This window comes from Bartonella sp. AD13SXNS, from assembly GCF_042196465.1.
GTDB lineage: Bacteria > Pseudomonadota > Alphaproteobacteria > Rhizobiales > Rhizobiaceae > Bartonella.
Map to the genome: position 1 here is coordinate 120,043 of NZ_JBHIQI010000003.1, position 13,541 is coordinate 133,583.

5 protein-coding genes and 3 pseudogenes are annotated in these 13,541 nt (G+C 33.9%); 1 reads left to right on the forward strand and 7 read right to left on the reverse strand.

The annotated features are described in order from the left end of the window. Positions 1-50: 50 nt before the first annotated feature. A pseudogene (locus ACFIMQ_RS03775) lies at positions 51-257 on the forward strand (Arm DNA-binding domain-containing protein); the annotation flags it as partial. Between the two features lie 891 nt (positions 258-1,148). On the opposite strand, the gene ACFIMQ_RS03780 reads toward ACFIMQ_RS03775, so the two are convergent. The 7 genes and pseudogenes from ACFIMQ_RS03780 to hutH all read right to left on the reverse strand — a co-directional run bounded on the left by ACFIMQ_RS03780 (position 1,149) and on the right by hutH (position 12,843). Next, positions 1,149-3,902, reverse strand: a complete 2,754-nt coding sequence (locus ACFIMQ_RS03780) for an autotransporter outer membrane beta-barrel domain-containing protein (protein ID WP_375703431.1) — start codon at positions 3,900-3,902, stop codon at positions 1,149-1,151. A gap of 1,037 nt (positions 3,903-4,939) precedes the next feature. Further along, positions 4,940-5,357: pseudogene (locus ACFIMQ_RS03785) on the reverse strand (hypothetical protein). 150 nt (positions 5,358-5,507) lie between these two features. Then, complete coding sequence (locus ACFIMQ_RS03790) at positions 5,508-5,909, reverse strand: hypothetical protein (protein ID WP_375616296.1); 402 nt, start codon at positions 5,907-5,909, stop codon at positions 5,508-5,510. Positions 5,910-6,296: 387 nt separating this feature from the next. Then, positions 6,297-6,615, reverse strand: a pseudogene (locus tag ACFIMQ_RS03795) (hypothetical protein); the annotation flags it as partial. 2,100 nt (positions 6,616-8,715) lie between these two features. Beyond that, positions 8,716-10,092, reverse strand: a complete 1,377-nt coding sequence (locus ACFIMQ_RS03800; RefSeq protein ID WP_375703432.1) for an amino acid permease — start codon at positions 10,090-10,092, stop codon at positions 8,716-8,718. Between the two features lie 449 nt (positions 10,093-10,541). Next, a complete protein-coding gene (locus ACFIMQ_RS03805; RefSeq protein WP_375616201.1) occupies positions 10,542-10,901 on the reverse strand; it encodes a hypothetical protein in 360 nt (119 codons plus the stop codon). Positions 10,902-11,304: 403 nt separating this feature from the next. After that, complete coding sequence (gene hutH / locus ACFIMQ_RS03810; RefSeq protein WP_375703433.1) at positions 11,305-12,843, reverse strand: histidine ammonia-lyase; 1,539 nt, start codon at positions 12,841-12,843, stop codon at positions 11,305-11,307. Between the last annotated feature and the right edge of the window lie 698 nt (positions 12,844-13,541).

Consider the following 13,541-nt stretch of genomic DNA (forward strand, 5'->3'; position numbering starts at 1 on the left):
ATATTGAAGCAGTCAAAACCATTTTCTTACACGTTACAAAAGGAGTAAAAATGCCTCTTATGCATCATCTTACGACAAGAGCTGTAGCAAAAAACATTGGAAGCTGGCAAAGTGTGTGATGGTGCCGGCTTGTTACTTCATAAGCGTAAAGATGGGGGGCTCAATGGATTTACCATTAGACCATTCAAAAATGCCGTCGCGAAAGAACTTTTGGAACGTTGAGAGAACTCTCTTTAAAACAAGCGCGTAAAACTGCACCCACTGGAAATACCACGTTTATCAATAACCCGATAAAGATATTTCTCTTACCCTTTTCAAAACCTAATGATTGAGGAAGCGATGATCTACTTTTACACCCCATTTTAATAGACTCTCTTCAATATCTCCATATTTCAAACCATAAAAAAAACTTGTCATCGACTTTTTCGATATGATCAATCTCTTCTCCCCACGCCTTAAAGAAAGAAGAAAATCTTACCACTTTCACTCCGATTTAAAAGTTATATTTCATCTCTATTTAACAAACAAAACAACGGCCTCGTTCATCTATTCAGCAACAATTCTAACAATTTCTTCAAAGGATTTATCTTGATTTTAAAATTAAAGATAGTGAATCTTATGGTGAAAGAAAGCACACTTTACCACTTTTCTTATTCCCCACTTACAATAATGCACTCGATTCCAAAGCTTCAAAAACGCTTTTTGCAAAATTTAAAAGTAGAAAAATGCCCATTATCCATGAAACTATAGAGTTGTGCATTCTTTCCCTTCACATATCCTTAAAAGAAAAGGCTCCCAATCAGCACAAACAATATTCCCCTGCCTTTTTTCATGCCTGATATCAGCATATCTTACACAACGGTGTTTTATGGCATAATAAGATAACAATGCTGTTCTTTTAAAAAGATGATAACGAAGGCATCCCAAATATTTATAGCCAAAACAACACAAAAATATTTAGAATCTAATGGACCAATTTTTTAAAAGCGTTTAAGAAATGCTATACTCAATAAAAATAAATCAACGTGATACTTTTTTATTAAAACACATGGGACTATTGTTAAAAAATTCTGCACAAACAATGGTTTTAGTTCTCGACAACAGAACAAGATTTTGAAAATCACATTTATTATTTTTAAAAAGAGTGATTAAAAATGATAGCGCAATCCACCAGAAAAACGAACTCCAGAAAAACCCGCCTTTGTTAACGTATACTGATAGCCAAGATCACTGTAAAGTGTAACTTTAGAAGAAAACTGTGAATTGACACCCAAGCCAACCTCTAAGGAAGAACCAAAAGAACTCAACTGGAAAACATCTTTAAAATGAACAAATTGTTCTTTATCAAAACAATGAGCAAGATGAATATTGCCATAAAAAGAAGTGATACGATCCTTTTCAGAGGCTGTAAATGTTTTACTTAAACGCCCACCAACACGCACAAACCATTGATCTATTTTTTTCATATCAACATCAAATCCATCAATATCACGAAACTTATCAAATTGCAGATGTTGATAAATAAGCTGAAGCTGCGGATCAAAAATAAGACCTTCACGTCCTATCATAAACACTTTACCAGCAGAAAAAGAAACGTTGAGAGGTTTTGCTTTTAATGTCGCCGTCTTACCCCAAACATGGCTACGCACATCCCCTTTAAACAAACCATAAGATAAAAGACTATCTATATAAAAACCAGTTTTGTGTTCCACACTACCATATGCCGTAAATGACCATTTATTAAACGTACTCTTTTGACTTTGTTCCACGTTATGAGGTTGTAAGGAAAGCTTTCCATAGATCCCCATAATCCCAAAAGATGTCGTACTATGTGCATTCTCTATCGTTTTAAGCAAAATATCTGTTTCTATAGCGTTATAATCAACATGACCATCGTACCCATATTTAAGTGTAGAAAGATCTGAGACATAACGATAACGCCCACCATAACTGTGAATAGATAAAGCAAAATTCTCTTCGTTTTTTAACAATTTACGAGAAATAGACCGCGTAGCTTGCAACTGCTTTTGTTGATGACGAATATCCATGAGTCCAACATGAAACAAAGCATTTGGTAATAGAAGGTAAGTGGGAACTTGTGGAACAACCTCCCTGATCTTTAACTCAGAAGGGGGAATAACAGACATCTCTAAAGTAGGCTGAATATATTTACTTTCAAGGCGGAAATCCCAAAAATCTCCATCTCCTTCAACCAATCTTTGAGAAGTTTGTGCATTTCCAAGAGAAGAATTCGGACCATAAGCATGAAGATAATATTGGTAAGGCAAACCCTCTAATGCAATATAAGCACGATCTAACTGAAAAGAATCTTCTGCCGCTTTTCCAGAAACCTGAATAAGTGAAATACTATGAGCCTTTTCACCGTTTGCTATCTCCCCCTGATTTCCTGGAACAAATTGCACATAAACTGTGGTTTTCCCAGAAACATCACCATGTATCAAAAGTCGGTCAGTCTGTTTATTATCAAGCAAACCATCACGACTGAGATGTGTATTGAGATAAATATCTGCACTATCTTGCGCACTATAAACTTCTTTCTCTCCCTTCCCAATATAAAGTGTCTGATACTCCTGAAACATTGGCGTTTCAAAAGCAATAAAACTATCAGAAAGTTTTACAAATGAAATAAACGAACTTGTACGGTCTGCAATGTGTGAAGCTATTGCTCCTCTTTTTGTCACTAACCATTTTGATCCTTCTGTCAAATAAAGTTCAGCAATAGAATCATCAGCAACACGCGTCCCTCCTATTAATGAAGAAGAAGAAGCCAAAATTGCTACAGTCCCCCCCTTTTCAGCTGTTAATAATAAATCACCAGAAATTTTTGTGCCTTCTGTTACTGCAATATAACTACGACTGTTATGACTATAAATAGCTGTTCCATCTACAATCTCAAAAACCGTCCTTTTCAAAAAAACGAGTCCCTGTTCGTACGCATTGCTCTCTCCCCCCATCTCAAAATGCATACCATGTTTGTTACCGATTACCTTAATTGTTGAATCTTCAATATTAACCCGCGAAATTAAAATATTTTCATCCCAGCCAACATTGGATTGCACCTTAGAATCTTGTCCAACCATTAAAACATGAACATTTGTAGAAACAATATTAGTCTTCTTCAAATAAACAGAACCACGCTGGTCTACATTGAAAACTGTATGCGCAATTTTTTCATTTGTATTTTCTTTATCTTCTGTTTTTTGACGTTTTGAAGTAATGGTAACATCATCTAAAGTTGCATTTCCCCTTATACCCACATAAAGTACAGCGGCATCATTTACATCAATAAGTCCACCTGTCATCTGAATGCCCGCATCAGCACCAACGAAAAGAGCACTCTCTCGACCAATACCCTGACCTTCTACTTTAATTTTTGTATTCGTTAACCTAACAGCTGCTTCTTTCTTCTCTGCATAAGCAGCTATATGAGAAGCTTCAATTGTTCCACGATTGACCTCAATTATTCCACTATCAGCTTTAAGACCTACTGATACATTTTTAAAAGCTGAATCGCTTAAAACAATTCTTCCCCCTCGTGATACAACAGCACCATAAATATCTTCTATACCTGAAATTCCTTCAACCTCTACACGCGTCGCCTGAATAACTGTATTAGGCTCCTGTACTACTATAGCAGCAGGCAATATGAGAGAACTACCTTCCCCATTCTTTTCTTTAACAGGTGCAGTGAACTTATATATTTTATCACTAATTGTATGCTTTGCACCATCTCTGCATTCATAAGGTAATTTGTTTTCACCACATGACAGTAATACAAATGAACGAGAATGTGCCTCAATATTTGTGTTTAACAAAAAAGAAAAAATAGCTGCCGTAAAAACACACGAATATAAGCGATTTTTAGATACCTTGCTTATCATTATTTTCAAAACTTTCTTTTTCTCAACAAACACAAAAAATGCCGGTAAAAAATAAACCATACATTAAATACGATAAGAACAAAATAAACAAAGTTATTTTACTGTTTTACTGATAAATTACAGCATTTCATAATATGTTTTGTATTTTATGTAAAGAAAGAACAAAAAACTTAATAATACCATTTAGGATTACGCTCTCTTAAAGAACTAATCCCTCAATTGCTGAGAATGGCAACACAAAGCGTCGGAAAAATAATCTCAAAAAAAACTTGAAGAAAGGCAAACTTTGGAGAGATATAATCTTAAATTTCTTTCACTACCAAAAAATAAAAATACAATAAAATGAGAATAATTGTTAAGATTTAAAAACTCAAAATGTTTTAATAAAAACACAATACCATGAAATAAGCTATACAAAAGCTATAATTGTACTACTTCTTCAACAGCAAAAACCTAAGTAAATGCTCACTAGCGTATAAGTTAATGTAGGTATCTAATTCTATATAAAAGCTGTAAACTACCTAGTAAAAAAATTGAATAAATTTTCTCTTAAGTCCCTATCATCAATGTTTTCAATTCATCAATAAATCACTCTAGAAGATATCATCTCGAAATAGACCATAAAATAAAAAGATATTTACATCAAAATTACTTGCATAACGCTTTAATATCTTCTGATAAAATTTAAAATACAATAAAACACTCACTTTCCTGAAATTAAAAAACATCAAAATAAAATATTTCATCAAATTCATTTTTATAAAAGTAATCTATTTATTATCGTTAAAGAGGATATTTTAGCAAAGCTATTCTTTGCCATTTTTTATATTGAATAACCTTCTCTAAAAATGCTAACCATCCCCCAATATCATTATCATCTGAAAATAATACATTGCTAAGCTAGTTTCTAATGAATATAACTATATCAAGGGTAAAAGAGCAGCACTTTTACTCCCTCACCCCTATTAATATTTTCATTGAACTATTACTTTAAAGATGAATATATTTTACTGTTAGATCACTTTTTCAAAACTTTTCTATTTTTTATCATTCTGAAGACGTAACATCAAATCTTGTTTCTGTTTCGTTGAATTGGTTACACCAAAAGTATCATTGTCCATAACCTGCTGATACCCTGCTACCATTAAATTGACTAAAAATGAATCACTTCGCGGTGTTGATGAAAAATAGATCCCTTTGAATCCTGCAATTTATACCGATAACCTGCTTTAGTCATGCACTCATAAATTGCTGCAAATTCACTTGCACGCGAATCCATATTTTCAGGAGAAACGTAGATTGGTTTCCATCTACATTTTAACAGTGCTTGTTGAACCATAGATTTATTAACACCAGGCTTTTCCCATCATGCCAATGTCGATAGGGGAGATTTACTAACACATCCCGCAGAGCTTAAAAAATCATAGCACTCAATAACTTCAATATTTTTTTCATTTTCCCCCTCCCTCAATATTTATGATAAAAAAGCCTATAAGCCTGTGCTAATTTTTTCACATGTAAGATTGCTAGTCTATTGAAAAAATAATCCCGCCCCCCCTGCGAGAACAAAAATATAAGGATTATTGATTACAACAGCATCAATATTTAAGGTTGACATTCGGGTTGCTCTTTGTGCTCTTCACAATGAGGACTATTCAAGCGCCTCTCTACACTTCGCTGAGGAATAACAGCATCAGGCTGACAAATTGGAAGATTTTCATACTTTTCACACCACTTTACCCTTCCCAATTTATCTTGGAAACCTGCTTGTATCATGCATGCATTCACAGACTCCTCTGCATTGAATCTCTCATCAGTACTTGTTTCTGTATCAAGACGACCATCAAGATACTGCATTCCACACTCTAACAGAGCTTTTTTTATCTCAAGTTGATCAGCACCAGACTTTTCCCATGCATCTACAACTGTTTGAGAAGGCTTTTCTGGATAACATCCAGCCATAACAAATAGAGTCATCCCACTTAATAATTTTAAAATCTGCTTCATTTTCCTATCCTTGAATAATTTGATATTATGAAACAATCCATAAATTACTTTACATGCTGTTTTTTCACTTCCAAAATAACGATAGACATTATCAACCTTCATGGTCATTTATCTCTTTCCGATAATTATACCTATCTCTTTCCGATAATTATACCGTCGATATTATATCAAAAATACAGCAAAATTACTACTTAAATCGTATTCTATCAACGTTATGCATATAATTATTCTCAATATTTTGATTACAACCCAAATAGATATTTTTATATTATTGTGCCAACAGTTGTGGTCCCCATAAATAAATAGCATTGACATACTAAATTAAGGGCTCTCGTGCACGGGCATGAGAAACATGAAGGTAGAGATTGTGATCATCACCAGCAAAAACTAAGGCTGGCATTCAGGTGTGGTTTTATATTTTTTACAAAACGGGCTGTTCAAACGCTTCTTGACACTTCGTTATGAGATAACAGCACCAAAACAACAAATGGGGAGGTTTTCATCTTTATTTTTCATCTTTATAAGGTATAACACCAATATAATCCTCCCCATTTGTAGTGGAGTTTTTTTGAAGCATGCAAGCTTTAATGGATGTTTTCGCATTGATGCTTATCTTTTTATTTTCTGGCAAAACATCATAAGGGGGTGGCATTCCACATTCTAACAGTGCTTCTCCTACCTCAGTAAAATCTGCTCCAAGTTTCTTCTACACACTCAAGTTCCCTCTGTTTATTAAACTAATATCCCATTATGGTGCATAAAGTGAAGACGCTCAATAATTTCTAAGATTTGTTTCATTTTTTCCTCCTTGAAGAAATTTACATTCGATTGGATTAATCATTAAAATATTCGTCACTTATCCTTCGCATGTCAAAAAAAGTATGGACGTTATAAGGATCTGTAAACACTTTCTATGCTTCTTTTTAAATATTATTGCCAGCAGGCACTATCCCATAAGTATAACCATTGCCACCAACTACTGTTTTTACAAAATCATCTTTATGCCCATCAAAGCCGATAGTGGTTTATTTGCCTCCACTCACATAACTTAATAGACCTGCTGTAGCTTCAGCGTTAGAAGCCGGCGTATAAAGATTGATAGTTGTGTTACCTGCTATATCCTATGCACCTTGTTGTTTTAAAGAATTCAGCATATTCCTCAATATTACGCCCACGCAGCTATGAGCGTAAAACTTACTCTTGTATTGTTATAGAGATACAGCAGATCTTTTGCGTCTCCTGTTGAATGGGTTAAACCAAAAAATTCTTTTCCAGAAACTTCTGGTACCCTGCAAGCATAAGTTCTAAGATAGCAGAATCAGCTTGTGGAAACACGATAAGATAAAACGGTTCATTTTGATTGTTGGCATAGTGCACCGCATAAACAGCAATCTTTTCCAACGAAGTAAAAATGCCATTGAAGAAAACAGGGCCCTTGCTATCAGAACCTGCTTTTAAATGCTATTTTTCTTCATCTCTTAAATAGAATAAGGTATTTTTATCCGCGGCTGTCTTGTATAGGATTTCCATTTTTATCTGTTGCATAGATGATATTGCTCTTTTCATCACGGTCAACGACAGCAATGGAGTGTTCTTTAATAAACATGATTTGACAGGATTAATTGCTGTATTAAAATCTTTCTTCCAGCAATTGCTTTACCATTTCTTGGTTTTCATGAACGAAACGTTCCAACTTTTCTACATCTCTTTGTGATAAACCATGATGCGCTGGCAGTGTCACGGTTAAAGCAGGCGATTGCTACTCATCGCTGCCCCCATTTGCCTTGTTAATGCCATTTTCTCTGCTTCATTTGTCAGGATGATGATAGCATTGCTAATGGAAGACTTAGTGTAATCTTCCTTTAAGTCCTACTCTTTTACATAATCTAAGACGTTTTTGGCAATATTTTTTGCGATACCATATTTACCTTGGTATATTGCCTATCCGCAAAAATGCTTACACCTTAGCTGCTGGCTTGCGCATGAACGCTGTTTACAATATCATTGAAAGTAAATTTGATCTTTGCTCTTTTGACTGCAATAACAACAAGAATCGTAAAAAAAACTGCCACATGCTCATCATTATCTTAAATTTACTCTTCTATGAGATTTTAGTGTGATACCTTGCTGCTCTCTATTGCAGCTTTTGCAAACACAATGATACAATGCCCCTATGGCTTCGTTATCCGCTGTTTTTGATCAACACCAGCCCTCTATCAAAAAATAATAATAGAAATGGAAAAAACATCTCCCCTTTACCCCATAATAACCCAAATATCCTTTTAAAAGACCTTCAAGATTCCACCCTTCTTTTCAAGGGAAATGCATAAGAATTTTATCTTTGTTTCTAAAAGAATAGCAGTTTCTTAAACAACAAAATTTAAAAAATTAATTTTTAAAAAAGCTTATAAAACATTTTATTGATTGAGTTGAGTATAGATAAAAGAAAAATGAATAAAATAATAAACATAATTCTTACAATAACTTCTTTTGTGAAAAAAACTTCATTAATAGATTTAGAAAAAGATATCTCCCTATAACCTTATCCCTCGTAAAATCTATTCGCACTATTAGCATTTTAACATGAAACGCTTATATTGATGGCGCAGCTCACCATTAGAAAACACCTAATATTTACACGATTTGGTGGTTACCATAAGTAATGGATCACAAAAACTTCCAAAACAAAATAATAACGAGCATATTTTTTCAATCTAGATTGTTTAACCTTTAGAGAATAACAATCAAACATCTGTTCTCCTGATGACATCAGCTATTTGTTTTGAGTTTTATCTCCATTCACATTTTATTGCTGTCTCTTTTGCTTAAAATTATAAAGTTTAAGTGCATAGAAACAAATAACAAGCCAAGAAATCCAACTAAAACCTATAATTAAAACTGGCCGTGTTTCATCAAAATACCATAAGAGAATAAAAATAAAAACCATAAATAAAATAGAAAAAATCGATCCTATTGGCCAAAATGGAATTGGAAATTTTAAACCATTCTGTGCTTCTTTAGGCATCTTAATCCGCATGAAAATTTGCGAAAGAAGAATCATCATCCAAACAAAAACTGTCGCAAATGTGGCCATTGCTGCAATAAGAAAAAAAAGCTTTTCATGATAAAAATAATTAAGGACAGCACCAAAAAGAAAAATACAAAAAATCATCAAAATAACAAAAACTGGAATACCGTTTTTTGATAAATATTGAAACTTTTTTAAAGCATAACCTTCTTGCGATAAACCATGGATCATACGACAAGCACCATACATTCCACTATTCATTGCCGAAATAGCCGCTGTAACAACAACAATATTTAAAATATTTGCTGCATATGAAATCCCAAGATTTTCAAAAATGGATACAAAAGGGCTATCTAGAAGACCAATCTCATTCCAAGGATAAAGAGACATTAAAATAGCTAACGTCATGACGTAAAAAAGCAAAATACGAACTGGAGTAGAATTAATTGCCTTTGAAATCGTCTGATGAGGGTTTTGAACTTCCATGACTGCCATGCCAATAATTTCTATGCCACCAAAAGCAAAAACAACAACACTAAAGCAAGCTAAAAAACCAAACCAACCATTGGGAAAAATACCACCATTCTTCCATAAATTATGAACAGTAACAGTGGAAGAATCTGCACCTTCACCCCACCCCCAAAAAATAATTGCTATTCCTAAAATAATCATCGCAACGATAGCAATCACTTTAATAGAAGACAGCCAAAACTCTAGTTCACCATAAACTTCTACAGCAGCTAAATTAATACCGGTGATGATTAACGTAATACTCAGAGCCCATACCCAAGGAGCAACATCAGGATACCAAAAACCCATATAAGTCGCAAAAGCTGTAATATCAGCCAAACCAACAAGAATCATCTCAAATACATATGTCCATCCCGTTAAAAAACCTGCTAATGGTGATATGTAATTTGCCGCATAACGGGCAAAAGAACCAGGCAATGGATTATGAAGTATCATCTCACCTAAAGCTCGCATAACCATAAAAATAGCCAAACCAGCAATACAATAAGCAATCAAAACACTTGGACCTGCAAGTTTAATTGCCTGTGCAGACCCATAAAAAAGACCTGTTCCAATAGCAGATCCAAGAGCTAAAAAAATAACTTGGCGCTTACTCATCCCTCTTTTCAGTTCATTTATTGCCATTTCTGTCCTTACTTTTTGAAATGCTAACAATCCACACCGCAATAACAGCTCTAAGATAAATAAAGCCTCATGTTTCTTTCACAAATATACTTCAAAAAACATCGAAGACCAGCCAGTCCAACACTTTGCTCTAAACAATAAAAAAATACTTTTATTGCGAATTATTCAGCTTTTATAGCCTGCAATTTCGTATTATTTTATTCAAATAAAGTGATAATGAATTTTTTTATAATCGTCATTTAATTCATTTCGTATTCTCTAGTTTTTTACAGAGAAAATCAACCTTAATGTAGTCTAAAATCTTAGACTTCTATTTCAGTGCACCGAAATAGAAGCCTAAAAATTCATAACAAACGCATTAACTATGCATACAATTAATTTTTTGTTACTTTAAACAAACTCTCTTTGAGTCCATAAAACAAACTTTTTACGCCAATTAAATAGCTCAATTAATGATAATACGAATCTCGCAAGTTTCCAAAAGCATGAGAAAATCTATCTACAACCCATCTTTTAAAGACTCCAGCTGCCTTAACGACAAGCTTTCCAATGAAAAAAAAATATATGGTAAAAAGAGCATCTTTGATTGTTGGTCCGATGATAGTATCCTCCTTCTCTCTGGGAGTTTGCCCTGAGATAGCAATAAAATCTTTGTTTTTCGCTAAAATAAGAGGCTCTTTCTCTTGGGCCATTATCATAATGAAAACTTCCTCTGGAAAGCTAGCTCTCCTAAAATTTGCATGAATCTCAAGAATTTTAGAAAAAAAAAGAACTGTTATTAAAATACATAAGCGAGCACTTTTAAACATTTCTTTCTCCTTTTTTATTTAAAATACCAAAAATGAAATATAAAATTCATAAAGTATTAATAAATAAAAATAACATACAATAAAGTTATTTATTTTTAATTAATAAAATTCCTATAATATAATTTATACTTATAAAAATATAATATTTCAATATACAATTTGTGTATATTATTTAAACTATATTAAAAAATCTGACATAAAATTCAACTTTATAGTTTCTATAAAATTATGATGATAAATCAGAGCATTTAAAGTATCTAGTTGGCTACAAATAACAGATATATACAGGAATAAATACATAATTTATTAAATAATTAAACTATAGTACTGATCTTCTATATTGTCATATGAAGAAGTTTCAAAATTCAATATCCGCCTTTCATCATTTGCTTTAAAACAAATATTATTGAAAACTTAATGAAGGAAAAATTGTTTCTGGTAAAACAGATAATAAATGTCCTTCACGCACGAGTATATGTGCTTGATGAAGATCTGGGGCCATATAGCGATCTTCCTTAAGAGAGGCAATATTGTTGCGTAAACATTCCATAACAGATTGCAAAAAAGTACTTGTTTTTAAAGGTGCACGATATTCAATTCCTTGTGCTGCAACAAGCGTTTCAATGCCAATAAGTGTAAAAAGGTTTTCACTCATTACCAATAACCGACGAGCGCCATGGCAAGCCATTGAAACATGATCTTCTTGATTAGCTGAAGTGGGTGTTGAATCAACGGAAGCAGGATAGGCCATTTGCTTATTTTCAGACATTAAAGCAGCTGCTGTTACTTCAGCAATCATAAAACCTGAATGAAGACCTGGGTTGTGCGCTAAAAAAGCTGGAAGACCGTAAGAAATTGCTGGATCAACCATAAGAGCAATACGCCGTTGAGAAATAGATCCTATTTCACACAAAGCAAGAGCGATCTGATCTGCAGCAAATGCTACAGGTTCTGCATGGAAATTCCCACCTGATACAACCTCACCATTCCTTAAAATCAATGGATTATCTGTAACAGCATTTGCTTCAATAATAAGTGTTTTTGCTGCGGCTAACAAAATATCAAAACATGCCCCCATCACCTGTGGCTGGCAACGTATACAGTAAGGATCTTGTACACGCTCATCACCTCGTAGATGTGCTGCACGAATTTCTGAATCCTCTACAAGTTTTTCTAATGTTTTCGATACGGCAATCTGCCCATAATGTCCTCGTAAAATATGGATATCAGGATGAAATGGCGCCGTTGACCCCATGAGGGCATCTGTTGTCAAAGCTCCTGCCAACAATCCACCACACAATGCCCGATAACCTCGAAAAAGACCGGCAAGTGCAAGGGCTGTTGAGGTTTGAGTCCCATTAATAAGAGCGAGACCTTCCTTTGCCTTTAAAATAATAGGGGACAATCCCGCTTTTTCTAACGCAGCTGCTCCACTCATACGAATATTTTTAAAAAATGCTTCTCCCTCTCCCATCATAACAGCCGCCATGTGAGCAAGTGGGGCGAGATCACCGGAAGCGCCAACAGACCCTTTTTCAGGGATGACAGGAATGACGCCCTTTGCAAGCATATTTTCCAGCAAATTTATCAATTCTAGACGAACCCCTGAAGCCCCTCTTCCTAAAGAGATAAGCTTTAAGCTCATTATCAAACGCACAATATTTTCTGCTAAAGGTTCTCCCACCCCACAACAATGGGACAAAATAAGATTTCTCTGTAAAACAGCAACATTGTCCGCATCAATTTTAATGGAAGCCAATTTCCCAAAACCAGTATTAACACCATACACTGGCTTACTTCCAGCAGCAATTTCAGCAATGCGCTGCGCTCCTTTCTCGATAGCTAAATGCGTATTATTATGAAGTTTACTCACTTCTCCATTAAAATAAATATCTTTAAGTTCACTAAGCGTTACCTCGCCCGGTTTTAGTGTAATCATCATGATTTTCTTTCTTCGTTCATTAAAGTACAATGCTTAACATTATTGATCTTTCTATAAAACCTATAAAACAAAAAACTATAACGACTCTTTAAACGAAAAGCCTTTTTTAAAACTATTCCTTAAAACAAAGGCATTGTCCAAAAGCAGAATAATTAAAGACAGATGAAGATAAGATATTTACAAGCCCCACAAAGGTCGTGGATTTTAAGTCATAAACTATTCCCACTAGACTTATGAAAAAACTTAGATCAATAGCCTACACCATCTATCACGATTGTAAAATTAAACTCTCCCTTGAAGAGAAAGTAAAACGCGCAATGGAGCTATATATGAAAAATTAAAAAACTTATTCAAAACATCAACATAGAAAAGAGATTGAACTTATTTTACCACTTCTAAAATTATATTCAAAGCGCCAGATTGAAACCTGAAAAACACAAGTTCAATAAAATCACACAAAAACTCAGCCTAACCCATTATTTAAAATAGAAGATAAAGCTCGTTTTTTACATTAAAAAAATTAATTAATATATTGTTTTTATTTTATATATTTAAAAAAATAGAAATGCTTCATGACGTATTTTTCTTTTTTCGTCATTTGAAGCTGATTTTAGAGCTAATTTCAAAATTAGTTGGTTTTTAAAGATAAGCCATTTTTATCGAGTATTCATAGGCTTTCCAAAGCCTTCCACCCTCTT

Bases quoted from the DNA above. Each gene is read 5' to 3' on its own strand.
- ACFIMQ_RS03790 (WP_375616296.1), bottom strand. From the start codon at position 5,909: ATGAAGCAGATTTTAAAATTATTAAGTGGGATGACTCTATTTGTTATG.
- ACFIMQ_RS03780 (WP_375703431.1), bottom strand. From the start codon at position 3,902: ATGATAAGCAAGGTATCTAAAAATCGCTTATATTCGTGTGTTTTTACG.
- ACFIMQ_RS03800 (WP_375703432.1), bottom strand. From the start codon at position 10,092: ATGGCAATAAATGAACTGAAAAGAGGGATGAGTAAGCGCCAAGTTATT.
- ACFIMQ_RS03805 (WP_375616201.1), bottom strand. From the start codon at position 10,901: ATGTTTAAAAGTGCTCGCTTATGTATTTTAATAACAGTTCTTTTTTTT.
- hutH (WP_375703433.1), bottom strand. From the start codon at position 12,843: ATGATGATTACACTAAAACCGGGCGAGGTAACGCTTAGTGAACTTAAA.